Here is a 25,648-nt window from a genome sequence, read left to right on the forward strand (position 1 = left end):
TTGGAGTTGAAAGGGCTAGAATGCTCGGTACTTCTTAGAATCATCACCTCAAAAATAGTTAGATTGAATGAAGCTTTCGATACCATTTGCGGATAAATTGCCTTTATCGCGCTTACAGTCTATGCCATCAATAGGCGCCCCCGTCATGGTTTTGTCAACCTTGGCGATGGTTGTGCTGCCTATGCCTCCGCTCTTGCTGGATATGGCTTTCTCTTTCAATATCGCGCTGGCGCTGGTGGTGTTACTCGTTACCGTTTATACCCGTCGTCCACTTGATTTTGCCGCTTTCCCTACTGTTCTTCTGATTGCCACTTTGCTGCGTCTGGCTTTGAACGTTGCATCAACCCGTGTGGTCTTGCTATACGGTCATGAAGGTTCTGATGCGGCCGGTCAGGTCATTGATGCGTTTGGTTCGGTGGTGATTGGCGGTAACTATGCCGTTGGTCTTGTGGTCTTCCTGATCTTGATGATTATTAACTTCATGGTTGTTACCAAAGGTGCTGGCCGTATTTCGGAAGTTAGTGCACGCTTTACCCTTGATGCTTTACCGGGAAAGCAGATGGCAATCGATGCTGACCTTAATGCCGGGTTAATTGACCAGGAGCAGGCCAGAACCCGCCGTTTTGAGGTAACCAAGGAAGCTGATTTTTACGGTTCAATGGACGGTGCGTCTAAATTCGTAAAAGGGGATGCGATTGCCGGTATCCTGATCCTCTGTATCAACATTATCGGTGGTTTGGTTATCGGTATGGGCCAGCACGGTCTGGCTTTTGGTGATGCGATAGAAATATACAGCCTGCTGACCATTGGTGATGGTCTGGTTGCTCAGATCCCGTCATTGCTGCTATCTATTGGTGCGGCAATGATGGTGACTCGTCAAAATACTGACGAGGATATGGGGCAACAGATGGTGTTCCAGATGTTCAACAATCCTCAAGCATTGATTATCACCGGGGTGATCCTGTTTGTGATGGGGATTGTTCCGGGGATGCCTCATATACCTTTTTTGTTGTTGGCTGCAATGATCGGTGGTCTTGCCTACTGGCAGATCAAGAAACAGCAAGTTGCGGCTGTGGCTGAAGCTGAAGAGCCGTCAACCGAGCTGGCCGCCCAGCCAAGCCAGAAAGAACTATCGTGGGATGATGTCCAGCCTGTTGATATTGTTGGGCTTGAGGTTGGTTATCGTCTAATACCAATGGTAGATAAAGAGCAAGGCGGTGAGCTGCTTGATCGAGTCAAAGGGGTTCGTAAGAAGTTATCTCAGGACTTTGGTTTCCTGATCCCGCCTGTCCATATTCGTGATAATCTGGAGTTACCGCCAAATACTTATCGTATAAGCCTGATGGGCGTCACTTGCGGTGAGGCTAATATTCATCCGAATATGGAACTGGCAATTAACCCGGGACAGGTGTTTGGCACCATTGACGGTGAAGCAACAACTGACCCGGCATTTGGCCTTGATGCCGTATGGATTATGGAAGCGCAGCGTGAGCATGCGCAGGCACTGGGTTATACCGTGGTAGATTCAGCAACAGTGCTGGCTACCCATTTGAGCCAGATTCTTACTAACAGTGCTTCGCAGCTGCTGGGTCATGAAGAAGTGCAGAACTTACTTGAAATGCTCGGCCAGACAACACCTAAACTGGTTGAGGCATTTGTTCCGGATCAGCTGTCGTTGGGTGTGGTGGTTAAAGTGCTGCAGAACCTGCTGCATGAAGGTATCCCGATTCGTGATATTCGGACAATTGTCCAGACGCTTTCTGAGTACTCATCGAAGAGTCAAGATTCTGACATCCTGACTGCTGCTGTCAGAATCGGCTTGAAACGACTAATTTGCCAAGCAATCAATGGCATAGAGCCAGAGCTTCCAGTGATAACTCTGGTTCCTGAGCTGGAACAAATATTGCATAAAACTATGCAGTCTGCCGGAGGTGAGTCTTCCGGTATTGAACCAGGGCTGGCAGAGCGCCTGCAGCGCTCATTGACCGAGGCCACTCAGCAACAGGAGCTGAAAGGAGAGCCTGCCGTATTACTGACTTCCGGTGTGTTACGGTCAACGCTTGCCAAGTTTGTCAAAAACACTATCCCATCGCTGCGTGTGCTTTCTTACCAGGAAGTACCTGATGAAAAGCAGATACGTATCGTAAACGCTGTGGGTAATTAAGGTTAGAATCGATACTGTACGATTTGGCTAGCTTGGCGGGAAAGATGCCGTAAGCATGAGCGTAATAAAACGGGAAGAAAAGATTGAAAATTAAGCGATTTTTTGCCAAGGACATGCGAGCCGCACTGAATGAAGTCAAAGAAGAACTCGGTGCTGATGCGGTGATCATGTCGAATAAAAAAGTGACCGGCGGTGTCGAGATTGTCGCTGCGGTTGATACTGACGGTTCTAATGAACAGCCACAGGTTTCGCAGCTAACTACTCGTAACGCTCTGGCGGAGCGGTTAGGTCAGGCCAAGCGTAAGCTGGCTGATGACAAAGTGCAGTTGAAACAATCAGATGTTAACCGCTTTGCTAATGTGCTGCAGAATTATACTGGCGACAGTCAGCAGGATGGCCCTGCAGAAACAGAAGTGGATTCACTGTCGGCATTGCTTAAACGTCAGTCGAAACAGCAAGGACAAGATCCTGCCGCTCGTAATTACGATGGACCTGAACGCCGTTCTGCGCCGAGTAACTATTCTCAGCAGGGGGCAGGGTATGGTAGCGGTAGTGCGCTGCACCAGGACCATCGTCAGCCAGGTAATAATGAGCCATCACGTTATGGCCAGCGCCAGCAAAAGCATGAGCTGGATCTTGGTGATTACTGTCGCCCGCAAGCTAAAAACCAGGAAATGCGCTCTGATTATTCGCGTGGCAGTCACCTTGGAAACAATAACCAAGCAAAGAATAGCCGTGAAGGCAATCGTCTGGATCCGACCCGTTATGATCCGAAAGCCAGCAGTCATTCGAGTGATGAGCTGGACATGATGTGTAACGAAATGGCATCGATTCGTCACTTGTTGGAGCATCAGCTTTCCGGCCTGATGTGGCAGGAAGTAGAACGTCGTGAACCGATGCGGGCGATGATGATTAAGCGCCTGGAAAAAATGGGATTATCCCCAGAGTTATCCGATCAGCTGGCATGTTATATTCCAGAGGATGTACCGGCTCATGAAGCTTTGCCGGCTCTGTTAGATTTGCTGTCTGATCAAATTATTACAACCAATGACTGTATCCTTGAAAATGGGGGAGTCGTTGCTTTGCTAGGGCCGACTGGCGTGGGTAAAACAACCACGATTGCTAAGTTGGCGGCACGAGCAGCAATGGAGTTTGGCCCGGATGATATCGCCTTGGTCACCACGGATACTTACCGTATCGGTGCCCATGAGCAACTGGCGACTTATGGGCGAATTATGGGTTGTCCGGTAAGAGTGGCCAAAGATGCTGAAGAACTTGCTGATATACTTCATCAGTTGCGACACAGACGTCTGGTTTTGCTTGATACCGCGGGTATGGGGCAGCGTGATATTCGCCTATCGGAGCAGCTTGACACCCTGATGCAGAGTAGTGGTTCGCAGATCCGCAGTTATCTGGTTCTGCCTTCGACGGCACAGCGCCGTGTACTTCATGAAACTATTGAACATTTTCGCCGTATCCCTCTATCGGGTTGCGTTTTGACCAAGCTTGATGAATCGCTGAGTTTGGGAGAAGTGATATGTGTATCAATTCAGAATGCACTACCGATCGCTTATTTGGCGGATGGGCAGCGAGTTCCTGAAGACATTAAAGTGGCAACCGGTGACTACCTGGTAGCGCGTGCGAATGAATTACTAGAACAAGAATTGAGCCAGCGTTCTCATTTCTGGAGTAGTGATAGTTCAGAACATCAGGCGGCAGACTTTTATGATTGAGAACCCAATGTACGATCAAGCGAGCGGTTTACGCCGCATGACAAAATTATCATCAACTAAGGTCATTACTGTTACGGGCGGTAAAGGTGGGGTGGGTAAAACCAACGTAACTTTGAACATGGCAATATCCATGGCCAAACAGGGCAAGCGTGTGATGGTGCTTGATGCCGATCTCGGACTTGCCAATGTTGATGTTATGCTGGGGCTACATGCCGGACGCAACTTGTCCCATGTACTGGCTGGCGTTTGTGATTTGCAAGATATTATCGTGGAAGGCCCGTACGGTGTGAAGATTATCCCTGCCTCTTCTGGGACACAGGGAATGGCAGAACTATCGGCCACCCAGCATATGGGATTAATTCGCGCTTTCAGTAGCCTGGAAGATGACATTGATGTTCTGTTGGTAGATACGGCAGCGGGTATTTCTGATATGGTACTCAGTTTCTCCCGTGCAGCCCAGGATGTGCTGGTTGTGGTATGTGATGAGCCAACCTCAATTACCGATGCTTATGCGTTGATTAAGATCCTGAGTTGTGAATATGATGTTCAGCGATTTAAGATTGTTGCGAATATGGTTCGTAGCTATCGTGAAGGTCGCGAGTTGTTTGCCAAGCTGACCCGCGTTACCGAACGCTTTTTGCATGCGAACCTGGAATTGGTGGCCTGTGTGCCGTTTGATGACCGTGTTCGTCAGTCGGTAAGGCGTCAAAAAATTGTGGTTGATGCATTTCCGCGTAGCCCGGCCGCATTAGCCCTTTCGTCCTTGGCGACGAAGGCCTTGACCTGGCCGGTACCAACCAGTGCTGCTGGTCATCTTGAATTCTTCGTTGAGAAGTTATTGGTCAAGCGAGCACCAGAAGAGGTTTCTATTGGTGAATAAAGCACTGACATACGGACGTTATCAGGAAAGTCCGAGTGCCTTTATTGAGCGTTATTCGTCATTGGTAAAGCGCATAGCCCATCACTTGATGGGAAGACTTCCACCTAATGTCTTGTTAGAAGATTTAATCCAGGCTGGTATGATTGGCCTCCTGGAAGCACAGCAGAATTATGACCCCAGCAAAGGTGCTAGTTTTGAAACTTTTGCCGGGATCAGGATCCGCGGCGCAATGCTTGATGATATCCGGCGCGGGGATTGGGTCCCTCGTTCGGTTTACAAGAATAGCCGGCGGATTACGGAAGCGATTTCTTTTCTGGAAAATGAGCTTGGGCGTGACCCAAATGATCAGGAAATTGCCGAACATCTCGAAATGACACTCGAACAGTATCACCAGGCCTTAAATGATGTTAATTGTGGTCGCTTAATAGGTATGGATGATCTGGGTGTATCGGAAGATGCCATAGCAAGTGAGCAATCTCTTGACGAAAATCTTCCATTTCAGGGTGTAGTGGATGATAATTTTCGCCAATCATTGGCTAAAGCCATTAAGACTCTGCCTGAAAGAGAGGCGTTGGTCCTGTCTCTTTACTATGATGAGGAGCTCAATCTCAAAGAGATTGGTGCAGTCATCGGGGTGAGTGAATCTCGGGTCTGCCAGATTCATAGTCAGGCAATGCAACGTTTGCGATCCAAACTTAAGGTTTGGGCTGCTTAATATACATTAGATAAAAACACTGTGACCTCAGTGGAGGCAACTTTGAATAAAAACATGAAAATCCTCATTGTTGATGACTTCTCAACAATGCGCCGTATCGTTAAAAACTTGCTACGTGATCTGGGTTTTAACAATACCCAGGAGGCGGATGATGGATTGACTGCGCTACCTATGCTGGAAAAAGGTGGGTTTGATTTTGTGGTAACCGACTGGAACATGCCAGGCATGCAGGGGATTGATTTGCTGAAGCACATCCGTGCTGATGACGAATTGAAGCATCTGCCGGTTCTGATGATCACCGCTGAAGCAAAACGTGAGCAGATTATTGAAGCTGCGCAGGCGGGCGTTAACGGTTATATCGTTAAGCCATTTACTGCCGCAACACTAAAAGAGAAATTAGACAAGATCTTCGAGCGTATGCAGTAATTTCGACCGTCAGGCGCGTAAAGGGTAATAACTATAATGATTTCACTTGATCAGGCTAAACAGCTTGTAAGCTTGCTTGAAGGCGGGAAGCAGAATGAAGCCAACATGCTGGTCCAGACATTAGTGTCCGACAGCCGCGATCCTGTTTATGCCGAAGTGGGTAAATTAACCCGCCAGTTACATGACTCGTTGGCAAATTTTCGTCTTGATCCCCGTATCAATGAAATAGCGAAAAACGAAATTCCTGATGCCCGTGACCGTTTGTTGTTTGTTATTGATAGAACGGAATCCGCTGCGAACAAAACAATGGATGCCGTTGATAGCATACAGCCTATCGCTGACAGGATGAATGACACCCTGCTTGAGATTCAGCCTCAATGGAAGCGATTGATGACAGGGCAAATCGGGTTAAATGAATTTAAGTTGCTATGCCATGAAATTGACCGTTTGCTGGTTGAGGCAGAAAAAGACAGCACTGTACTTCGCAGCCAATTAACCGAGATATTAATGGCTCAGGATTTTCAGGATCTGACCGGCCAGATAATACGTCGTGTTATCGAATTGGTACATGAAGTGGAAGATCAATTAGTTGAAATCCTTAAAGCCTTTGGCATGGAACAAGAAGACAAAGCCGCGGTTGAAAAGTGTGTGCTTAGTCCGGAAGGGCCAATCGTCAACAGTGAAGAGCGTGTTGATGTCATGTCTTCTCAGGACGACGTTGACGACTTGCTGTCGAGTCTAGGATTTTAGGGGAAATATATGAGCTTTGATTTAGACGAAGACATCTTGCAGGATTTTTTAATTGAAGCAGGAGAAATTCTTGAGTTGCTGTCTGAGCAGCTGGTAGAGCTTGAGCGTAGCCCTGATGATTCAGAGCTGCTCAATGCGATTTTCCGTGGCTTCCATACTGTGAAGGGTGGCGCTGGTTTCCTTTCTTTGACTGCGTTAGTGGATGCATGTCATGGGGCAGAGAATATTTTTGACTTGCTGCGTACCGGCAAGCGAAGCGTCACTTCTGAATTGATGGATGTGATCCTGGAAGCGCTGGACACAATTAATGAGATGTTCAGCCAGGTTCAGGATCACGAACCGATTGTGCCTGCCGAGCAGAGTCTGCTTGATGCGCTCCATCGTTTCAGCCAGCCACCAACAGCAGAAGAACTTGCCCAGCCTGAGGTGATTGCACCTGAGCCTGTAGCGGTTCCTGAACCTGTTGTTGAGGCGGTTGTTAAGCCAGTTGCGGAGTCGCCAGTATCTGCTGCGCCTTCTTCTTCGGTGATTGCCGGTGATTCTGTTGATGACATGACCCAGGATGAGTTCGATCGTCTACTTGATGAGCTTCATGGTTCGGGTAATGGCCCTTCAGAGTCTGCGCCTGCCGCAGCTCCACAGGCCGCACCTCAAAATAATGCCCCTAATGTTGTCAGCCAGATTCAAGCTGAGAGTGGCGACATTACCGATGATGAATTTGAGCGTCTGCTGGATGAACTTCACGGAACCGGTAAAGGTCCGGGTGCCGGCGATGAGACGGTTGCTCCTGCTGCTCCCGTTGTTTCTGCACCTGAGCCTGTGGTATTGACTTCGACGGTACCAAGTGATACCGGTGCCAGCAATGACGGCGATGATCTGATGACCGACGATGAGTTCGAAAAGTTGTTAGATGAGCTTCATGGTTCGGGCAAAGGTCCAGGTCCTTCCGTTGACGAACTGGATTTTGCGACCAAGCCTGTAGCCGAGATGTTGGCTGAAACCAAGCCTGCACCTGTTTCAGCTCCAGTCGCCCCTGCTCCAACTTCTGCATTGGTAGAGGCAAGTAAGCCTGCACCAGCACCAAAAGCTGCGCCTGAACCGAAAGCGAAGGCGGTGGCAGCGAAAGACAAGACTAAGCCAACACCTGATGTGACAGTTCGTGTTGATACCTTAACACTTGATACCATCATGAACATGGTGGGTGAGCTGGTACTGGTGCGTAACCGTCTGGTTAGTCTTGGTCTGAATACCAACGACGAGGAAATGTCGAAAGCCGTTGCCAACCTTGATGTGGTGACAGCTGATCTGCAGGGCGCGGTGATGAAAACCCGAATGCAGCCAATCAAGAAAGTTTTTGGTCGTTTCCCTCGTGTTGTTCGTGACTTGGCGCGTAGCTTGAAGAAAGACATCGTGCTGGAAATGCGTGGTGAAGATACTGATCTGGATAAAAACCTGGTTGAGGCACTGGCGGATCCGTTGGTTCACTTAGTGCGTAACTCGGTTGACCACGGTATCGAAATGCCTGATGTTCGAGAGAAAGCAGGTAAACCGCGTACAGGCACAGTACTGTTGTCTGCATCGCAGGAAGGGGATCATATTCTGCTGACTATCGAAGATGATGGTGGCGGTATGGACCCGGACAAGCTGCGTGGTATTGCGGTTGATCGTGGTGTGATGGATGCTGATGCAGCATCGCGCTTGACTGATTCCGAATGTTATAACCTGATTTTTGCCCCGGGCTTCTCGACCAAGAAAGAGATCTCTGATATCTCTGGTCGAGGTGTTGGCATGGACGTGGTGAAGACAGGTATCAGCCAGCTAAATGGTTCAATCAGTATCGATTCGGCCCTGGGTAAGGGAACCCGTATTGATATCAAGGTACCGCTGACTCTAGCCATTTTGCCGACTTTGATGGTGGGTGTGGCTGACCAGCCGTTTGCACTGCCACTGGCGAGTGTTAACGAGATCTTCCATCTTGATTTGCGTAAGACCAACGTCGTTGATGGTCAGTTGACCATTATCGTTCGTGAAAAGGCGGTTCCGCTATTTTATCTGCAGGATTGGCTGGGTGCTGTTGGTATTCCGAAGCGTGAACGCGAGCATGGTCATGTGGTTATCGTTCAGATTGGCCACCAGCGTATCGGTTTTGTGGTTGATACGTTGATCGGTCAGGAAGAGGTGGTGATCAAGCCGCTTGATGAGTTGCTACAGGGTACGCCAGGTATGGCGGGGGCAACGATCACCAGCGATGGTCATATTGCTTTGATCCTTGATGTACCAAATCTGCTGAAGCATTACGCAGAGCGCTAAAAATCCGATTAGGGGCGTTTTTACGCCCCTAATATAGCGAACTTAATCATTACTTGGTTTTTGATATGTGTCTTTAGTATCGTTCCAGGTAATTGTTCAGTTTGTTATAGGCTGGGAAACTCATAGATACGGGATAAGAATAATATGGCAGTGAAAGTATTGGTGGTGGATGATTCAAGCTTTTTCCGTCGTCGAGTCAGTGAAATTATTAACTCTGACCCTCGTCTTGAGGTCATTGGTAACGCCGTTAACGGTAAAGAAGCCATTGAACTGACTAAGAAGCTTCAGCCGGATGTGATCACCATGGACATTGAAATGCCTGTTATGGATGGTATCACTGCCGTGCGTGAAATCATGAAGAGTGCTCCGACACCGATTTTGATGTTCTCGTCTCTGACCCATGAGGGGGCGAAAGCAACACTGGATGCGCTGGATGCCGGTGCACTGGATTTTCTGCCAAAGAAATTTGAAGATATTGCCCGTAACCGTGATGAAGCGGTGAGTTTGCTGCAAAAACGTGTTGGAGAATTGGCTCGTAAGCGTGTATTTATGCGCCGTACGGCCCGCCCTGCTGTTACATCGGCTGCAACTTCGGCTCGTGAAGTGCGTAAGACTGTTGCAGGTCCAACGGCATCGGCTACTGCTCAGGCTCGCCCAGCTGTTCGCCCGGCAGCTAAACCTGCGGCACGTTTTAAGGCGTCCGGTAAAAAATACCAGTTGATGGCGATTGGCACCTCGACAGGTGGGCCCGTTGCGTTGCAGAAAATTCTAACTAAGCTGCCAGCTAATTTCCCTTATCCAATTGTATTGATCCAGCACATGCCGGCAACGTTTACCGCTGCGTTTGCTGCTCGCCTGAATAATCTCTGTAAAATCGGGGTTAAGGAAGCAGAAGACGGCGATACGTTGAAACCAGGTATGGCCTATTTGGCTCCAGGTGGCTTGCAGATGATGCTGGATGGTCGTCCTGGCGCGGCGCGGCTTCGCATCGTCGATGGCGGTGATCGGATGAATTACAAGCCATGCGTTGATGTTACCTTTGGTTCGGCTGCGAAAATTTATCATGACAAGGTATTGTCAATGGTGTTGACTGGCATGGGGGCTGATGGCAGGGAAGGGGCTCGTATGCTGAAGAGTAGTGGATCGACGATTTGGGCTCAGGATGAAGACAGTTGTGTGGTATACGGTATGCCACAGGCGGTGGCGAAGGCTGGTATTTCCAGCGAAGATTTACCGCTAGACCGGATTGCCGAGCGCATTCTGGTTGAGATCGGGATGGCGTAGGGAGTTCGCGTTGATCGTTTGGAGTATAGCCAACCAAAAAGGCGGCGTCGGCAAGACGACGACGACGGTTTCCTTGGCGGGGCTGTTGAGCGAGCGTAATAAACGGGTACTGTTGGTCGATACCGACCCTCATTCTTCGTTGACGACCTATCTCAATTTTGACGCCGATAATGTACCGGCAAGCTTGTTTGATCTGTTTCAGCTTAATGAGGTGTCCCGTGATACGGTACGTCCGATTATTTTGAATACGCAGTTCAAGAATATCGATATTATTCCTGCCCATATGTCGCTGGCGACGCTGGACAGGGTGATGGGCAACCGTGGCGGGATGGGGCTAGTGCTTAAGAAGGCATTAAACAGCCTTGCGGATGATTATGACTATGTGCTGATTGACTGCCCGCCGATCCTTGGTGTGATGATGGTTAATGCATTGGCAGCCAGCGATCGGATTTTGATCCCTGTTCAGACTGAGTTTTTGGCGATGAAGGGGCTTGAGCGCATGATGCGCACCCTGCAGATCATGCAAAAATCCCGAGCGTCTGGATTTAGGGTAACGGTGATACCGACGATGTACGATAAGCGTACTCGTGCATCGTTGCAGACGTTGCAGGAATTGAAGGTTCGTTTCCCTGAGCAGGTTTGGGCCTCAGCGGTTCCAATTGATACCAAGTTCCGCGATGCGAGTATCAAGCATATGCCGCCATCGTTGTTTGCTCGTAGTTGCCGTGGCGTTTTTGCCTATAAGACCCTGTTAAATTATCTGGAGCGTCTGGATCAAGATGAGCGATAAACAGCGTCTTACCAGTGAACAAGTACTGGACGATTATTTCTTTGATCTGCTGGTTGAGCCTGAAGAGGTTGAACCGGAAGCAGTCGAACAGCCTGAGGCTGAGAATACTGAAGCAGTAGAGCCCGAGTCTGAAAGTTCAGTGGGCGATACCGACGCCGTAGAGATTGAAGCAGAAGAAATTGACGCTCCAAGTTCGGATGGTGCAGCGGATACGACCGATGTCGGTTTGGATGCTGAAAACGGAAATTCTTCGGCAGAAGAGTGCGTTTCGTCTGAGCCTCAGCCTATTCAGGGGACATCATCGGATGTTGATGAATTACCTGCTGAAGATGCCAGGCAAGAAAATATGGCGGCGCCGTTTGATTTCGAACAGTTGTCGGAAAGTGCTGCTGAAGCCGATATTAGCTACGAAGCCGATATCGATGTCGAGCTGAATTTGTCGTCACCGCTTGGCAAGGTACTGAGCTGGGTACCGCAAGTTCAGGAAAAAGTTGAAATTGTGTCGGCTGTACCTTATGCCGAAGAATCGCGTCCCGGACTGGAAGGCGTTCAGCGCCTGCTTAGCCAGATGAGCCAAATACAGCCTGAACCTGAACCAGAGCATGACGCGGAGCTTGATTCTCCGGTTGCAATGCCAGCTGAAGCCATTGCTGATGTTGCCGTACAACCTGAAGAAGAAACGCTATTGGCAGAGCCTGTGCTGCAGCCTGAACCTGAACCGGTTAAGGTTGAGGTTGAGGTTGAGGTTGACGCAGATCCTGTCGAGGTCGAGCATGACCCCGAACATGCCGAGCCAGAAGTGCTTGTTGTGCCGGAAACCCAGACGGGAGGCGATGAGCCGCCGGAGGTGTGGCAGGAAAAACAAGAGATGGACTCGGAGTTTCAGGCCCTGTTCTTTGAGGTCAACGGTGTTATATTTGCCGTGCGGCTGACAGAACTTGGCGGGATCCATCAGCTAGGTGAGGTGAACCACCTGTTAGGGCGGCCGCCGTGGTACCTGGGGTTGATGACCAACCGTGAGCATCAGCTCGATGTGGTTGATACTGCGCGTTGGGTGATGCCGGAAAAATTGATTTCTGATGAACATCAGGATGAATATCGTTATATCGTGATGTTGGGGGAAAGTAAGTGGGGACTGGCTTGTGACAAGCTCCACGGTACGGAAACCCTGACGGAGCAAAGTGTTCGTTGGCGGGAAAAGGCGGGGAAACGCCCTTGGCTCGCCGGAATGGTTAAAGATAAAATGTGTGCTCTAATTCATGTTAACGAGCTAATATCTATGCTGAAAGCCGGCTTAGATGTTAAAAGTGTAATATAGGGCCGAAGAGGAAACATCATGTCTCAGGTTAGTGTAGCTGAAATACAAAAAGAAGACGGTAACGATCAAGTACTGCAGTGGGTAACCTTCCAGTTGGAAGACGAAACCTATGGTATTAATGTAATGCAGGTACGAGAAGTTCTGCGTTACTCAGAGATCGCTCCTGTACCTGGTGCGCCAGATTATGTTCTGGGTATCATCAATTTGCGTGGCAATGTGGTAACGGTTATTGATACCCGTTCTCGCTTTGGTCTTATGCCGGGCGAAATCTCAGATAATACGCGTATCGTTATCATTGAAGCTGAGAAGCAGGTGATTGGTATCTTGGTAGATAGCGTAGCAGAAGTAGTTTACTTGCGTAGCTCTGAAATCGACAGCACCCCAAGCGTGGGTACTGAAGAAAGTGCTAAGTTTATCCAGGGTGTTAGCAACCGTGACAGCGAGCTGTTGATTTTGGTTGACCTGAATAAGCTGCTATCAGACGAAGAATGGGACGAGATGGCGTATTTGTAATGCTTAGTCTGCTTTTGCAATGGTTGCCTATTGCTATCGCGGTAATTGCCGTAGTTATTTCATGGATGATGGTCAGCAGAGAGCGTAAAGCACGCCACGCATTGGAAGCGAAGTTTGCAGCAACAGAACTGGTACTGAAAAACTCTCGTCACCAGCATGAAAGTTTGTTGAAGCAGTTTAATGAACTTCGCGCCGGTACTATGGGTATGAGCCAGAAGCTGGCTGATATGGCTGACCATCTTGAACACATTGAAGATCGTCAGGGAGAAATCTCTATGCTGGATCCTGACGGCAAGCTCTACACCCGTGCTAGTAAAATGGTTGAGTTGGGTGCTGACGTCAATGAGTTAATGGAAGAGTGTGATCTACCGAAAGCAGAAGCTGAACTTTTGCTGCGTCTGCAGCAAAAGATGGCACAGCCTAGACGCCGTTAATGATGTAATAGTTCATATTGGTCGTCGTTGGTATTTGCATTACACTAGCTCGTCAATACCAGAAAGCCCTTCCCAGCCGGGAGGGGTTTTTCCGTTTAGCACCCAGGAAAAAGCGATCAGCTCAGCAATAATCCGGTAGAGACTTTCCGGGATCTCGTCACCGACTTCCAGTTGGTTGAGGTACTCACTCAGTGCCTCGTCCTGGTGGATCAACCCGCCTTGTTTCTTAACCTGTTCAATAATATGCTCGGCCAGCTGGTTGTAGCCCTTTGCGGTAACGGTCGGGGTTTGGTACCCATCATAGTGCAGGGCAATAGCCCTTTTGTCATTCATGGATGGTTGTCCTTAGCTGTATTTTTATCTTGTTTTGCTGTTATTTTTCATTTTTTGGTAGTGGTTATACTAGGATGGAAAAGCCGTCCACGTTGGTTTCGGAAGTTTCAGCTTGATCGAGCTTAAATGTTGCAGGTTCACTGCGGATGCCCAGCATATCTAGGCGCTCTGATAACAGCGGTGAGAGCAATTCTGTTCGCTTGAGTAGCTGGAGATTGTCAGATTCAAAGCCCAGTGCTAGCTTGTGCTGATCCCAGATGGCGACGGCCTGCAGGGTATCACTGCTGCCTATTGGTAAGGCTAGCTGAACGCGCCAGCGCGGCTTGTGAGCCGTTTTTCGCTTGTTATTAGTGCGATTATCTTTTTCTATCGACAGCTTAGCTTCCCGGCCATTCGGCTGTAGTAAATGAAGCTGTAGCAGGGTGGTTTCATTTTCTTTTACGGTTGGTGCCATCCGTTGTTCAGTAGCCAATTTAAGAAGTGCCGTAAATTCATCTTGTTTCTCGGTTGGCAGCAACTGCAGCCATTGTTTGAGCTGGCTATCGGGTTGGTTGGCTTGTTTTAAAAGTAAAGCCAGGATTTGCTTGCCAGCACCTTGCTGTAACCATTGGATGAGCGCGGTCTGGTTTTGTGGCATTAACAGCTGTGAAAACAAATTAGTGATAGCCGCCGGAGCCGGTGTAACAGGCGACGCTGAAGGGGATGCATGGCTTATGAAAGTTGTAAAAAAGCGTTGCAGCACATTCAGTTGACTTAATAGCTGAGTTAGCTGTGAATTCTGTACTGGTGCCGGCGTATTGGTACTAATAGTTTGAGCTAATTTTTGATTTGTCTCATTTACTGGCACTGTTTTAGGGCTAATTTGTCCATTCTTAGTTAAAGCAGGCGCTTGCTGATGATCGATACGCATGGAGGTCACATTTACTTACCTAAGTGATCGAACTATACAACTGGGTGTCTAACAAAATAACGAACCAGTGTGGTAATATGCGATCTTAATTGTGTCACCTAGGATACATCATTTTATATGTTGTCTGTAGAAGAATTAAGCTGTGTCCGCGATGAGCGGGTGCTGTTCGATAATCTGGCATTTAAGGTTTCATCGGGAGACCTGGTGCAGATTGAAGGGCATAACGGCGCAGGGAAAACGACGCTGCTTCGGATCATTGCAGGTCTTGGGCGGGCAGACAGCGGTACTGTGTGTTGGAATAATGAGAATATTGAATCGGCACGGGAAGATTATCATCAGGATTTGCTGTTTCTTGGCCACCAGACCGGGGTTAAGCGAGAGCTGACAGCCTTTGAGAACCTGGCGTTTTTTAAGGCGATGCATAAGAATACGCAAGACTGTGATTTGAACGGGGAACCGCAGGTTAGCGGAGATGACTGTTTATGGCAGGCGCTGGCTCATGTCGGCTTAGCTGGTCGTGAAGATGTTCCTGCCGGTCAGTTATCTGCCGGCCAGCAACGGCGTGTTGCGCTGGCCCGTTTATGGATCAGTAATCACAAGTTGTGGATTTTGGATGAGCCTTTAACCGCGATAGATAAGCAAGGTGTGAAGGTACTGGAACGGTTGTTTCTTTCACATGTTGAGCGAGGCGGGATTGTGATCTTGACAACTCACCAAGATATGTTTACCGACAGTAACCATTTACGAAAAATTAAGTTGGGGCAGTAGTTCAGAATGCTAGGCGCTATTTTTCAGGTTATCCGGCGCGAGTTGCTGATTGCGTTTCGTCGCCAGGCCGAAGTTTTTAACCCATTGTGGTTTTTTATTATTGTGATCACCCTTTTTCCGTTGGGGGTTGGGCCGGAACCTAACTTGCTGGCTAGAATTGCACCGGGTATTGTTTGGGTAGCCGCTTTGCTGGCTGCACTCTTGTCTCTTGAGCGATTGTTTCGTGACGATTTTGTCGATGGTTCGCTGGAACAGATGTTGCTGATGCCGACGCCGCTGCCGGTATTGGCTTTTGCAAAAATGGTTGCGCACTGGGTGCTTACTGGTGTGCCTTTGTTATTGATCAGCCCGTTGCTGGCAATTTTGTTGTCACTGGACTGGGCAACTTGGAAAGCGGTAGTGTTGACCCTACTGATTGGTACGCCGACGTTGAGCTTTCTGGGGGCTATTGGGGTAGCTTTGACAGTAGGATTAAGAAAAGGTGGGGTTTTATTGAGTTTGCTCATATTACCACTCTATATACCTGTGCTTATATTCGCGACTTCCGCGATTGATGCAGCGAGTTTAGGTATGCCTTTTAATGGTCAATTGGCACTGATGGGCGCGATGTTAGCTGCTTCGGCAACGCTAGCTCCATTTGCAGTATCTGCATCGCTGCGCATAAGTGTGAACTAATATTTTTATAACTATACATCTATAAGTAGAGTAATTTTATGTGGAAGTGGTTACATCCCTACGCAAAAGCTGAAAATTGCTACCGTCTGTGTGGCACCCTCTTGCCTTGGTTTTCCATTCTTGCCTTGCTGGGCATCATTGTTGGTACTGTCTGGGGGCTGATGTTTGCCCCCACGGATTATCAGCAAGGCGACAGTTTCCGAATTATTTACTTGCACGTACCTGCGGCGATTTGGTCGATGGGGGCGTATATGTCTATGGCAATCGCGGCCTTTATTGGCTTGGTCTGGCAGATCCGTCTCTCTGATATGGCTGCGGCTGCGATGGCGCCAATTGGTGCGGTCTTCACTGTTATCGCTTTGCTGACTGGTGCTATCTGGGGCAAACCTATGTGGGGAGCCTGGTGGGTGTGGGATGCGCGTCTGACTTCTGAATTGATCCTGCTGTTCCTGTATCTTGGTGTAATTGCCCTTTACAGCGCTTTTGACGACCAGAAAACGGCAGCTAAAGCGGCCGGTATTCTGGCGATTGTCGGAGTGATTAATTTGCCGATTATTCATTTCTCGGTTGAGTGGTGGAACACCCTGCATCAGGGGGCCACGATCACTAAATTTGATAAGCCGTCGATGGATAGCACTATGCTATGGCCGTTGCTTCTGAATATTATCGGTTTTGCCTGTTTCTTTGGTGCGGTGACATTGGTGCGCTTACGTAATGAAATTATCGCCCGTGAGAGCCATCGCCCTTGGGTACGTGAACTAATGAAGTGAGGCCATCATGCATTTTGAATCTTTTAACGACTTTTTAGCTATGGGTGGCTACGCAGGATATGTTTGGAGTGCCTATGGCATATCTTTTGCCGCATTGCTTTGGATTTTAATTTCTAGCCTTAATAAAAAACGTCGCCTGGCGGCGGAAATCAAAAATAAAATCGCTCGTGAGCATCGTATTAAAGAAGCGAAAAAACTGGAGAACACACTATGAACCCGAGACGTAAAAAACGCCTGACGTTATTGCTGGCGTTGGTTCTGGGCCTCGGCGTAACCATTGGTCTAATGCTTTATGCGTTAAATCAGAATATGGATTTGTTCTACACCCCGACCGAGTTGGTACAGGGCAAACCGGATGGTACTAAGCCTGCAGTCGGTCAGCGCCTGCGCATTGGCGGTATGGTGGTCACCGGTTCTGTGAAGCGTGATCCCCAGTCACTGGAAGTTCAGTTCGACGTTGCAGATGTTGGTCCAGCGGTAACAATTAAATATGACGGTATCCTGCCGGACCTGTTCCGCGAAGGCCAGGGTATTGTTGCTCAGGGTGTATTGGTCAATGCAACGACCATTGAAGCTCATGAGGTGCTGGCTAAGCATGATGAAGAGTATATGCCGCCGGAAGTGGCTGAAGCGATGAAGAAAACCCACGAACCTCTTCAGTATTCTGAAGAACAGCTGCAGGGTAGTGTTCAATGATTGCAGAACTAGGGCATTTTAGCCTGATTGTTGCGTTGGGTTTGTCGATCCTCGCAAGCATCTATCCATTGTATGGTGCCACTGTTGGTAACCAGGCGATGATGAGAATGGCGCGACCACTTACGTTCGGTGTATTCGGCATGTTGTCTTTGTCGTTTGCCGTATTGTGCTGGGCGTTTTATACCAATGACTTTACAGTTACTTATGTAGCCAGCAACTCGAATAGTATGTTGCCATGGTATTACCGTATCACAGCTGTCTGGGGTGCACACGAAGGCTCGTTGCTTTTGTGGGTATTGATCCAGGCGGCATGGGCCGCTGCAGTTGCCATGTTCAGCCGTGGAATGCCGCTGGAGTCGGTGTCTCGCGTATTGGCGGTAATGGGGATGATTTCAGTCGGTTTCTTGCTGTTTATCATCATGACATCGAACCCGTTTCTGCGTACGCTTCCGTTTTTCCCTGTTGATGGTCGCGACCTGAATCCATTGCTCCAGGACCCTGGGCTGATCATTCACCCGCCAATGCTGTATATGGGCTACGTTGGTTTCTCAGTCGCGTTTGCTTTTGCTATCGCCTCGCTGATGACAGGCCGCTTGGATACGGCTTGGGCACGTTGGTCGCGTCCTTGGACAATTGCTGCGTGGTCGTTCCTGACGTTGGGTATTGCACTTGGTTCATGGTGGGCATATTACGAACTAGGCTGGGGCGGCTGGTGGTTCTGGGATCCGGTAGAAAATGCTTCCTTCATGCCATGGCTTGCCGGTACAGCATTGATGCACTCGCTGGCTGTCACTGAAAAGCGCGGTACTTTCAAAGCTTGGACAGTATTGCTGGCAATTTCCGCTTTTTCACTGAGTTTGCTCGGTACTTTCCTGGTTCGTTCCGGTGTATTGGTTTCGGTGCATGCGTTTGCATCGGATCCGGCTCGCGGTATGTTTATTCTTGGCTTCCTGGTTGTGGTCATTGGTGGCTCATTGCTGCTATACGCTCTGCGTGGCAGTCAGATCCGAGCCCGCGGTAACTACAGCCTGTTCTCGCGTGAGAACCTGCTTCTTGCTAACAACCTGCTTCTGATGGCTGGCTTGCTGGTTGTGCTGATTGGTACTCTGCTGCCGCTTATCCATAAGCAGATTGGCTTGGGCTCTGTATCTATTGGTGTGCCGTTCTTTAATACGCTGTTCACCTGGCTGATGATCCCGTTTGCCTTTATTTTGGGTATCGGCCCACTGGTTCGCTGGAAGCGTGACAAAGTCTCGAATATCAGAAAACCAATGATTATCTCAGCGATGATCACGCTGCCATCTTCTCTGTTGGCGATTTTCCTGTTTACAGACAGCATGGAACCACTGGCAATTCTCGGTCTGATAATGGCTCTCTGGATTGTTGTATTGCACGGTTTCGAGCTTTATGAGCGTGCGACGCATCGCCATAGCCTGCTGACGGGGCTTGGCAAGCTGGGCCGTAGTCACTGGGCGATGGTTCTTGGGCATCTTGGTCTGGCTGTAACTGTGATTGGTATTACGCTGGTTTCCAATTACGATCTTGAACGAGATGTACGACTGGCACCCGGCCAGAGTGTTAATGTTGAAGGTTACGACTTTAATTTTGCCGGGCTGCGTGATGCGGATGGCCCGAACTATGATGGCTATATTGCTGATTTCCATATCACTCGTAATGGTAAGTTTGTCACTATGCTCCATGCTGAGAAGCGCTTCTACACCGTTGCTGGCTCGATGATGACAGAAGCGGCTATCGATAGTGGTGTGACTCGTGACCTTTATGTGGCTATGGGTGAGAAGCTAGGCGACGGTGCTTGGGCTGTACGTATTTACTACAAGCCGTTTGTGAACTGGATCTGGTTCGGTTCGGTGCTGATGGCGCTGGGTGGTGCATTCGCCATTAGTGACAAGCGATACCGTTTCCGCAAGAAAGCACAAGTTGAGAATGCAAAAGCGGCCAAGCAGGCTGAGGTTAATTGATGAATAAGAAATTATTGTTTGTACCTCTGGGACTGTTTCTTACCCTGGTACTGATATTTATGGTGCAGCTGACCCGTAATGCGGGCGGTGATGACCCTACCAAGCTTGAATCTGTGCTGGTAGGAAAGTCTGTACCGACTTTCAAACTGGAAGATTTGGTTGAAGCCGGCAAACTGTACGAGCAGGATATCTTTAAAGGTGAGCCGCTGCTGCTGAACGTATGGGCAACTTGGTGTCCGACTTGTTATTCTGAACACCAGTACCTTAATGAGCTGGCGGGTAAAGGCGTTAAAATTATCGGCCTGAACTATAAAGATGATCGCCTGAAAGCAGTGGGTTGGCTGAATGATTTAGGTAATCCGTATATCCATAGTTTGTTTGATGGAAACGGTATGTTGGGTATGGATCTTGGAGTGTATGGCGCTCCTGAGACTTTCCTGATTGACGCTAACGGCATTATTCGTTATCGCCATGTAGGTGATGTGAATCCACGTAACTGGGCTGATACGCTGGAGCCAATGTATCAGGCTCTGCTGGAGGAGGCTAAGGGATGATCAAACGAATCACGGCTATCCTGCTAGGTATAGGTTTGGTGTTGGCGGCAGCATTGCCGGCTGCTGCTGCCATTGATGTTTATGAGTTTGAAACGGTAGAGCAGGAAAAAGTTTTCCATGAGCTAACCGCGACTCTGCGCTGCCCTAAATGTCAGAATAACAATATTGCTGACTCGAATGCTGAGCTTGCTAAAGACATGCGTCAAAAAGCTTACGTTATGCTAAGTGAAGGCAAAAGCAAGCAAGATGTTGTTGATTATATGATTGCCCGTTACGGCAACTTTGTTACTTATGATCCACCGTTGATGATATCGACTATCATTTTGTGGCTTGGACCTGTGTTGTTTATCCTGGTTGGTTTCACTGTGCTGGTTGCTCGCTCGCGTAAGGCCGGCGATGTGCAAGACAAAGCTAAGCTGGATGCAGAAGAAGAGCAACGTCTGAAATCGTTGATGGAAGAAATGGAACAACAGAAACCGAGTAACGACGGGAAGGTGAAGTAATGACGTTGTTTTGGATTGTAACCGTTGTTTTGGTTCTGGTTGCTGCAGCTGTGTTTGTCGCGCCAATGTTTGCCGGCAAGACGCAGGATGATATCGCCAGCCGCGACGAGCTGAACAAGGCCTTCTTCAAAGACCGTATTAATGAGCTCGAAAACGAGACCAGCGAAGGTTTGGTGACCAACCGTGACGAGTTAGTGACAGAGCTTCAACAGTCTCTACTTGATGATGTACCGGCGCAGACAGAACAGCATAAGGCTGAGGTGAGTCCTGTGATGGTGATTCCTGGTCTGGTTTTGCTGGTGGGTGTCTGTTACGGCATGTACTTCAGTGTTGGTAATCTTGATAAGGTTGATAACTGGCATCAGACGGTAGCTCAGTTACCTGAGCTGACAAAGCGTTTGATGGATGAGCAAGGAACGGAGCCGTTAAGTGATGCGGAGATGGCTGATCTGACTTTGGCTCTGCGTACTCGTTTACATGAGACGCCGGATGATGCAACGGGTTGGTTGCTATTGGGCCGTATCGGTATGGCTAACCGTGATGCTGAAACAGCTGACGGTGCGATGAGACGTGCTTATGCGCTGGATCCGAACAACCCTGAAGTGCAGCTAAGTTATGCTCAGACGTTGATGATGATTGGTAATCCAGCTCAAACTGATTATGCTCGCCAGTTATTGCGCAGCGTGATCAGGCAAGATCATACTAATATTCGTGCGATGTCACTGTTAGCCTTTGACGCTTTCGAGCAAGGTGAATACTCAAAAGCGGTTTCTTACTGGACCATGATGAAACAGATGATTGGTTCGGATGATCCGCGTTCTGAAATGCTTGATCGTAGTATTGAGCGTGCAAGAGCTCAGGTTACCCAAGCATCCAATACTGAGACAACAGTATCAGTTAAGGTTGAGCTTGATCCGACGGTTAAGCTGCCGTCTCAGGGGCTGGTAATTATATCGGTTCATTCTGCAGATGGTTCGCCAATGCCGGTGGCTGCGCGTCGTGTTCCGTTGTCGCAGTTCCCTATAAGTTTGACGATGACAGACAGCGACAGCATGATCCCGGAACGTTTGATGTCTTCGCTGCCTCAGATGATCGTTAAAGCTCGTATCGATACTGACGGTAACGTTATGACTAAACAAGGGGACTGGTATGGCCAGAGCGAAGTTATTTCGTTAGGTGGCTCTACAAAAGTTTTGATTAACAAACAATACTGATCTCAATACTGGTACAAATGAAGCAGGCTAGATATTATTGTCCGGTCTGCTTTTTTATTGCTGTGGAATAAATCGTTGAAAAAAATAACCCTTTTATCTCTGTTGTTAATTCTGGGGCTTACAGGCTGTGCAGAGACACCGAATGAAGAAAAACTGAATCAATCATCAACAGTAGAGACAAATGTTGAATACGATAGGCTGGATGCCAATACTAACGACAGCGGTGTCTACGATCCGTTTGAAGGTTTTAACCGAACAGTGTGGACCCTTAACTACGATTACTTGGATCCTTATATTGCCCGCCCGGTTTCATTGGCTTATGTTGATTACGTACCTTCACCGGTAAGAACAGGAATCCGTAACTTCCTGTCCAATTTAGATGAACCAGCCAACATGCTGAACAGCTTGATTATGCTGGATGGCGAGCAAGCTGTTACGCACTTTAACCGTTTTTGGATCAATACAACCTTTGGCCTGGGCGGTCTTATTGATATTGCTTCTGCCGCTGATATCACTAAGCCGAGCGAGCGCGCATTTGGTGATTCAATGGGGTATTACGGCGTGAATAATGGCCCGTACTTTATGGTACCAATGTACGGCCCGGTAACCCTGCGAGAAGGCGTCGGAGATAGAGTTGATGGCTTGTATTTCCCGCTCAACCTGCTGACATTCTGGCAAAGCCTGGGTAAATGGGCTTTCGAAGGCATGGAAGAACGCGCCGCACTGGTATCTCAGGAAGCCATTCTGAAAGATTCGCCGGATCCATATGTATTTACTCGTGACGCCTATATTCAGCACAAGAACTTCCGTGCCACAGGCGGAAAAGTCATAGATGAAGAACCTACAGATGAAGAGTTCCTGGATGACTTTTTGGATGAGGTGGATGAGTACTAGCAACATTTAGGTTAATTAATAACTTATGCCACATGATAAGAGTCTGAAATTTTTGATAACCGGAGGTGCTGGCTTTATCGGCTCCGCACTTATCCGGCACATTATTGCAAATACAGGACACAGTGTTTTAAACATTGATAAGCTAACTTATGCAGCGAATTTGGAAGCTTTGAGTTCTGTTTGCGATTCTCCTCGTTATCAGTTTGAAAAATTAGATATATGCGAACGGATGCAACTTGAACGGATTTTTCGTGAGTATCAGCCTGATATAGTCATGCATTTAGCGGCGGAGTCTCATGTTGATCGATCGATAGATGAACCGTCAGATTTTATTCAAACTAATATTATTGGGACATATATCTTATTAGAGGTGGTTCGTAGCTATTTTGAGTGTTTACCTGATGATAAGAAGCGATTATTCCGCTTTCACCACATTTCTACTGATGAAGTGTATGGGGATTTAGGTGATAACGATGGCTTTTTTTCAGAAGACTCGGCTTATGCTCCTTCGAGCCCTTATTCTGCATCGAAAGCGTCTGCTGATCATTTGGTTCGTGCTTGGCTGCGTACTTATGGCTTGCCAACGCTAGTATCAAATTGCTCCAATAATTATGGCCCGTTTCAATATCCTGAAAAGCTCATCCCTTTAATTATAAAAAATGCACTACAAGGAAAGCCATTACCTGTTTATGGTTCAGGGAAGCAGGTTCGGGACTGGCTTTATGTAAGCGATCATGTGTCTGCACTCCTAAAAGTAGCTACTGAAGGAGTCATAGGGGAGACATACAATATTGGTGGTAATTCTCCTAAAATGAATATTGATGTTGTTAAAACGATTTGTCGATTACTGGACACTATGGTAGATGATAAACCCAAAGGTATTGATAGGTTTGAAGAACTCATCAGATTTGTGAACGATAGGCCGGGGGGGGATTATCGATATGCGATTGATTTCTCTAAGATGGGTAGTGAATTAGGTTGGAGGCCTAATGAAACATTCGACTCAGGTATTTTAAAGACAATACAATGGTATATAAAAAGCCATAGAAACACAGAGTCATAGTTGTTTTAGGTGTATCAAAACAGACCAGAGGATAATTTTGGTTTTGTTCTTTAAGGAGAGGATTTGTTATAGTTAACAACCTAATTTGACGTAACTCGCAGAAAAACAATGCAGGCTGACTGTTTTTTTCGTCTCTTTTCCCTTGTTTACTGTATTGTTCTTAACTAGAACGCTGGCTAAACGAATTGGCTTAGTTGCTGTGTTTGATTGCATAAAACAGCAATTAGGGGGGATTGTGGCATTGGTTGCTTGCCTTGCTGTTTGCTTTAGTATTGTGCTGTTTTTATTATCTCTCCCGAGATGCTGATTCATTTAGAGTCTTATGTTTTTTCGATAACAATTCTTACTATTGTTGGGGCAATTGATGATAAGTTCGGTATTGATTTTGATTAAGAATACTGTTAATTGAGATTTTCGGATTGTATGATGATTGTTGTCCGACTTGGCCTTGAACTCTATACTTTGAGGTGCTTTTTCTGAGTGGGATCAATCTATCTTAGTAGCTAGTGCGATATTATCACGGTTCTCGCAGTAATGAATGCAAGAAATGCGTTTAACATGCTAGATGGTATCGATGGTTTGCTCGGTTTAGGTGAATGACGGAAGGCTGTTATTGGGGGTTCAGGTAGTATGCCTATTGGCTTTACTGTCATTGGGGGGGCTGGCAATTCAAAGTGGTTCAGAAGTTCCATTGCGACCAGTTTCTGCATTGTGGCCATAACTATTCCCTTAATGGATATGACAACTATTATTTCAACCAAGTTGACAATGTCATTTCGCCAGATGAATTTTGACTAATTTTTTGATTTTGAAATTATGATTATATATCCATACTATACCCGTGATCATTGAAGATACTTGATTTCCTGGAAAATCAGGATCATGCTACACATTATGAAAATGACTCTAACCAAAAAGCAGAAACAAGAACTCGAAAGCCAGCATGATATGACTCGTGACGGTCGAGTACGCGACCGTATTAAAGCGGTACTTCTTGCATCTGAAGGGTTGAAGTACCGCTATGATTTCACAAGCTCTGCGCATCCATGAAACGACTGTTCATCGTCACCTTAAAGACTATGAATGTTCTGAGAAATTGAGACCTGAAAATGGTGGTTCATCGGGATACTTGTCTGTTGCTCAAACTATCGAGCTTATTGAGCATTTGACCGAAAACACTTATCACCATACTCACCAAATCGTGACCTACGTAATGGAACATTTTGGTGTTCAATACAGTGTCCCTGGTATGAACAAATGGCTGCATCACAATGGCTTTAGCTACAAGATGCCGAAAGGTGTCCCACACAAGTTTGATGAAGCAAAACAACAAGCTTTTATCGAAGCTTATGAAGCTCTCAAAGCTGCTTGTAGCAAGGATGAGTCAATTTTATTCATCGATGCTGTTCACCCAACTTAAGCAACTAAAATAACGCATGGTTGGATACGTAAAGGACAAGATAAAGTCCTTGAAACAACAGGTAGCCGTAGTCGTCTGAATGTTATAGGTGCTCTCAATTTATCGGACATTGGCGGTACTGTTGTAAGCGATTATGAAAGTATTAACAGTGAAAACATCGTCCGTTTTTTCTGCAAGCTTAGGGATAGTTACCCATTGACTCACAAGCTCCATATCATCTTAGATGGAGCGGGATATCACTGCAGTGATTTGGTCAGGGATGCGGCATTCGTTCTTAACATCAAGCTTCATTATCTTCCGCCTTACAGTCCGAATCTCAATCCGATAGAACGGCTTTGGAAAGTGATGAATGAGAAGTCGAGGAATAACGTTTACTTCGAAAGCAAACGTGACTTCAGGGAAGCGATTGACCAATTTTTTACTGTGACTCTTCCTGAGATTGCAGACTCATTGGCGTCTCGAATTAACGATAATTTTCAGGTGCTCAAGCCTGCACCTTCAAGTTAATTGGGTATATAATATGTTCAATATCACCTATAAAAATCTGAAGCA

At 47.6% G+C, this 25,648-nt stretch carries 25 protein-coding genes and 1 pseudogene; 24 read left to right on the forward strand and 2 right to left on the reverse strand.

The window, feature by feature from the left end; translation table 11 throughout:
- Window positions 1-67: 67 nt before the first annotated feature.
- The 12 genes from flhA to Q0852_RS07695 all read left to right on the forward strand — a co-directional run bounded on the left by flhA (window position 68) and on the right by Q0852_RS07695 (window position 13,317).
- On the forward strand, window positions 68-2,164 hold the full coding sequence (gene flhA / locus Q0852_RS07640) for a flagellar biosynthesis protein FlhA (RefSeq protein WP_299016185.1): 2,097 nt from the start codon (window positions 68-70) through the stop codon (window positions 2,162-2,164).
- An 83-nt stretch (window positions 2,165-2,247) separates the two neighbouring features.
- Complete coding sequence (flhF, locus tag Q0852_RS07645) at window positions 2,248-3,897, forward strand: flagellar biosynthesis protein FlhF (RefSeq protein ID WP_299016187.1); 1,650 nt, start codon at window positions 2,248-2,250, stop codon at window positions 3,895-3,897.
- Window positions 3,890-4,777, forward strand: coding sequence for a MinD/ParA family protein (locus tag Q0852_RS07650; protein ID WP_299016189.1), 888 nt, complete (start codon window positions 3,890-3,892; stop codon window positions 4,775-4,777). Before flhF ends, Q0852_RS07650 begins: the two co-directional genes overlap by 8 nt.
- On the forward strand, window positions 4,770-5,492 hold the full coding sequence (locus Q0852_RS07655) for an RNA polymerase sigma factor FliA (protein ID WP_299016192.1): 723 nt from the start codon (window positions 4,770-4,772) through the stop codon (window positions 5,490-5,492). Before Q0852_RS07650 ends, Q0852_RS07655 begins: the two co-directional genes overlap by 8 nt.
- A gap of 54 nt (window positions 5,493-5,546) precedes the next feature.
- The gene (gene cheY / locus Q0852_RS07660; RefSeq protein ID WP_299016373.1) at window positions 5,547-5,918 is read left to right on the forward strand and encodes a chemotaxis response regulator CheY; all 372 of its coding nucleotides are present in this window, start codon (window positions 5,547-5,549) and stop codon (window positions 5,916-5,918) included.
- A gap of 36 nt (window positions 5,919-5,954) precedes the next feature.
- The gene (locus tag Q0852_RS07665; protein ID WP_299016195.1) at window positions 5,955-6,668 is read left to right on the forward strand and encodes a protein phosphatase CheZ; all 714 of its coding nucleotides are present in this window, start codon (window positions 5,955-5,957) and stop codon (window positions 6,666-6,668) included.
- 9 nt (window positions 6,669-6,677) lie between these two features.
- On the forward strand, window positions 6,678-8,978 hold the full coding sequence (locus tag Q0852_RS07670; RefSeq protein WP_299016198.1) for a chemotaxis protein CheA: 2,301 nt from the start codon (window positions 6,678-6,680) through the stop codon (window positions 8,976-8,978).
- A gap of 144 nt (window positions 8,979-9,122) precedes the next feature.
- Window positions 9,123-10,262 (forward strand): chemotaxis response regulator protein-glutamate methylesterase, encoded by a 1,140-nt coding sequence (locus Q0852_RS07675; RefSeq protein ID WP_299016203.1) that lies wholly within the window; start codon window positions 9,123-9,125, stop codon window positions 10,260-10,262.
- Window positions 10,263-10,272: 10 nt separating this feature from the next.
- A complete protein-coding gene (locus Q0852_RS07680; RefSeq protein WP_299016206.1) occupies window positions 10,273-11,052 on the forward strand; it encodes a ParA family protein in 780 nt (259 codons plus the stop codon).
- Window positions 11,042-12,370: a chemotaxis protein CheW gene (locus tag Q0852_RS07685; protein WP_367278113.1), complete on the forward strand. Its 1,329-nt coding sequence runs from the start codon at window positions 11,042-11,044 to the stop codon at window positions 12,368-12,370. The genes Q0852_RS07680 and Q0852_RS07685 overlap by 11 nt, the downstream gene beginning before the upstream one ends.
- A gap of 18 nt (window positions 12,371-12,388) precedes the next feature.
- Window positions 12,389-12,883: a chemotaxis protein CheW gene (locus tag Q0852_RS07690; RefSeq protein ID WP_299016222.1), complete on the forward strand. Its 495-nt coding sequence runs from the start codon at window positions 12,389-12,391 to the stop codon at window positions 12,881-12,883.
- A complete protein-coding gene (locus Q0852_RS07695; protein ID WP_299016224.1) occupies window positions 12,883-13,317 on the forward strand; it encodes a DUF2802 domain-containing protein in 435 nt (144 codons plus the stop codon). Before Q0852_RS07690 ends, Q0852_RS07695 begins: the two co-directional genes overlap by 1 nt.
- Before the next feature lie 39 nt (window positions 13,318-13,356).
- Here the strand turns inward: Q0852_RS07695 and Q0852_RS07700 are convergent, their stop codons facing one another.
- The gene (locus Q0852_RS07700; RefSeq protein ID WP_299016226.1) at window positions 13,357-13,650 is read right to left on the reverse strand and encodes an EscU/YscU/HrcU family type III secretion system export apparatus switch protein; all 294 of its coding nucleotides are present in this window, start codon (window positions 13,648-13,650) and stop codon (window positions 13,357-13,359) included.
- Between the two features lie 64 nt (window positions 13,651-13,714).
- Complete coding sequence (locus Q0852_RS07705; protein WP_299016228.1) at window positions 13,715-14,560, reverse strand: hypothetical protein; 846 nt, start codon at window positions 14,558-14,560, stop codon at window positions 13,715-13,717.
- Between the two features lie 117 nt (window positions 14,561-14,677).
- Between Q0852_RS07705 and ccmA the strand changes: the two genes are divergently transcribed.
- From ccmA to Q0852_RS07770, 12 genes and pseudogenes are all read left to right on the forward strand, one after another.
- The gene (ccmA, locus tag Q0852_RS07710; protein ID WP_299016229.1) at window positions 14,678-15,328 is read left to right on the forward strand and encodes a cytochrome c biogenesis heme-transporting ATPase CcmA; all 651 of its coding nucleotides are present in this window, start codon (window positions 14,678-14,680) and stop codon (window positions 15,326-15,328) included.
- 6 nt (window positions 15,329-15,334) lie between these two features.
- A complete protein-coding gene (gene ccmB / locus Q0852_RS07715; protein ID WP_299016231.1) occupies window positions 15,335-16,003 on the forward strand; it encodes a heme exporter protein CcmB in 669 nt (222 codons plus the stop codon).
- A 38-nt stretch (window positions 16,004-16,041) separates the two neighbouring features.
- Window positions 16,042-16,773 (forward strand): heme ABC transporter permease, encoded by a 732-nt coding sequence (locus tag Q0852_RS07720; RefSeq protein ID WP_299016233.1) that lies wholly within the window; start codon window positions 16,042-16,044, stop codon window positions 16,771-16,773.
- 7 nt (window positions 16,774-16,780) lie between these two features.
- Window positions 16,781-16,987, forward strand: coding sequence for a heme exporter protein CcmD (ccmD, locus tag Q0852_RS07725; protein WP_299016236.1), 207 nt, complete (start codon window positions 16,781-16,783; stop codon window positions 16,985-16,987).
- Window positions 16,984-17,469: a cytochrome c maturation protein CcmE gene (ccmE, locus tag Q0852_RS07730; protein ID WP_299016238.1), complete on the forward strand. Its 486-nt coding sequence runs from the start codon at window positions 16,984-16,986 to the stop codon at window positions 17,467-17,469. The genes ccmD and ccmE overlap by 4 nt, the downstream gene beginning before the upstream one ends.
- Window positions 17,466-19,448, forward strand: a complete 1,983-nt coding sequence (locus Q0852_RS07735) for a heme lyase CcmF/NrfE family subunit (protein ID WP_299016239.1) — start codon at window positions 17,466-17,468, stop codon at window positions 19,446-19,448. The genes ccmE and Q0852_RS07735 overlap by 4 nt, the downstream gene beginning before the upstream one ends.
- On the forward strand, window positions 19,448-20,002 hold the full coding sequence (locus Q0852_RS07740; RefSeq protein ID WP_299016242.1) for a DsbE family thiol:disulfide interchange protein: 555 nt from the start codon (window positions 19,448-19,450) through the stop codon (window positions 20,000-20,002). The genes Q0852_RS07735 and Q0852_RS07740 overlap by 1 nt, the downstream gene beginning before the upstream one ends.
- Window positions 19,999-20,505: a cytochrome c-type biogenesis protein gene (locus Q0852_RS07745; RefSeq protein WP_299016245.1), complete on the forward strand. Its 507-nt coding sequence runs from the start codon at window positions 19,999-20,001 to the stop codon at window positions 20,503-20,505. The genes Q0852_RS07740 and Q0852_RS07745 overlap by 4 nt, the downstream gene beginning before the upstream one ends.
- Entirely contained in the window at window positions 20,505-21,719 is a 1,215-nt protein-coding gene (ccmI, locus tag Q0852_RS07750; RefSeq protein WP_299016248.1) for a c-type cytochrome biogenesis protein CcmI, read from the forward strand. Before Q0852_RS07745 ends, ccmI begins: the two co-directional genes overlap by 1 nt.
- Window positions 21,720-21,794: 75 nt before the next feature.
- Window positions 21,795-22,613 (forward strand): MlaA family lipoprotein, encoded by an 819-nt coding sequence (locus Q0852_RS07755; RefSeq protein WP_299016250.1) that lies wholly within the window; start codon window positions 21,795-21,797, stop codon window positions 22,611-22,613.
- Between the two features lie 43 nt (window positions 22,614-22,656).
- Window positions 22,657-23,676 carry a dTDP-glucose 4,6-dehydratase gene (rfbB, locus tag Q0852_RS07760; RefSeq protein ID WP_299016378.1) on the forward strand — a complete coding sequence of 340 codons (1,020 nt, stop codon included), beginning with the start codon at window positions 22,657-22,659 and terminating at the stop codon, window positions 23,674-23,676.
- 894 nt (window positions 23,677-24,570) lie between these two features.
- Window positions 24,571-25,603, forward strand: a pseudogene (locus Q0852_RS07770) (IS630 family transposase).
- Window positions 25,604-25,648 lie beyond the last annotated feature (45 nt).

This window comes from uncultured Photobacterium sp. (assembly GCF_947502415.1).
Classification (GTDB): domain Bacteria; phylum Pseudomonadota; class Gammaproteobacteria; order Enterobacterales; family Vibrionaceae; genus Photobacterium.

Excerpts from the sequence above, each read along its gene's own strand:
- Q0852_RS07650 (WP_299016189.1), top strand. The coding sequence starts at position 3,890 with ATGATTGAGAACCCAATGTACGATCAAGCGAGCGGTTTACGCCGCATG.
- flhA (WP_299016185.1), top strand. The coding sequence starts at position 68 with ATGAAGCTTTCGATACCATTTGCGGATAAATTGCCTTTATCGCGCTTA.
- Q0852_RS07685 (WP_367278113.1), top strand. The coding sequence starts at position 11,042 with ATGAGCGATAAACAGCGTCTTACCAGTGAACAAGTACTGGACGATTAT.
- ccmI (WP_299016248.1), top strand. The coding sequence starts at position 20,505 with ATGACGTTGTTTTGGATTGTAACCGTTGTTTTGGTTCTGGTTGCTGCA.
- Q0852_RS07745 (WP_299016245.1), top strand. The coding sequence starts at position 19,999 with ATGATCAAACGAATCACGGCTATCCTGCTAGGTATAGGTTTGGTGTTG.
- Q0852_RS07695 (WP_299016224.1), top strand. The coding sequence starts at position 12,883 with ATGCTTAGTCTGCTTTTGCAATGGTTGCCTATTGCTATCGCGGTAATT.
- Q0852_RS07665 (WP_299016195.1), top strand. The coding sequence starts at position 5,955 with ATGATTTCACTTGATCAGGCTAAACAGCTTGTAAGCTTGCTTGAAGGC.
- Q0852_RS07670 (WP_299016198.1), top strand. The coding sequence starts at position 6,678 with ATGAGCTTTGATTTAGACGAAGACATCTTGCAGGATTTTTTAATTGAA.
- Q0852_RS07740 (WP_299016242.1), top strand. The coding sequence starts at position 19,448 with ATGAATAAGAAATTATTGTTTGTACCTCTGGGACTGTTTCTTACCCTG.
- ccmB (WP_299016231.1), top strand. The coding sequence starts at position 15,335 with ATGCTAGGCGCTATTTTTCAGGTTATCCGGCGCGAGTTGCTGATTGCG.
- Q0852_RS07675 (WP_299016203.1), top strand. The coding sequence starts at position 9,123 with ATGGCAGTGAAAGTATTGGTGGTGGATGATTCAAGCTTTTTCCGTCGT.
- Q0852_RS07705 (WP_299016228.1), bottom strand. The coding sequence starts at position 14,560 with ATGCGTATCGATCATCAGCAAGCGCCTGCTTTAACTAAGAATGGACAA.
- ccmA (WP_299016229.1), top strand. The coding sequence starts at position 14,678 with ATGTTGTCTGTAGAAGAATTAAGCTGTGTCCGCGATGAGCGGGTGCTG.
- ccmE (WP_299016238.1), top strand. The coding sequence starts at position 16,984 with ATGAACCCGAGACGTAAAAAACGCCTGACGTTATTGCTGGCGTTGGTT.
- Q0852_RS07735 (WP_299016239.1), top strand. The coding sequence starts at position 17,466 with ATGATTGCAGAACTAGGGCATTTTAGCCTGATTGTTGCGTTGGGTTTG.
- Q0852_RS07700 (WP_299016226.1), bottom strand. The coding sequence starts at position 13,650 with ATGAATGACAAAAGGGCTATTGCCCTGCACTATGATGGGTACCAAACC.
- Q0852_RS07720 (WP_299016233.1), top strand. The coding sequence starts at position 16,042 with ATGTGGAAGTGGTTACATCCCTACGCAAAAGCTGAAAATTGCTACCGT.
- Q0852_RS07690 (WP_299016222.1), top strand. The coding sequence starts at position 12,389 with ATGTCTCAGGTTAGTGTAGCTGAAATACAAAAAGAAGACGGTAACGAT.
- cheY (WP_299016373.1), top strand. The coding sequence starts at position 5,547 with ATGAAAATCCTCATTGTTGATGACTTCTCAACAATGCGCCGTATCGTT.
- ccmD (WP_299016236.1), top strand. The coding sequence starts at position 16,781 with ATGCATTTTGAATCTTTTAACGACTTTTTAGCTATGGGTGGCTACGCA.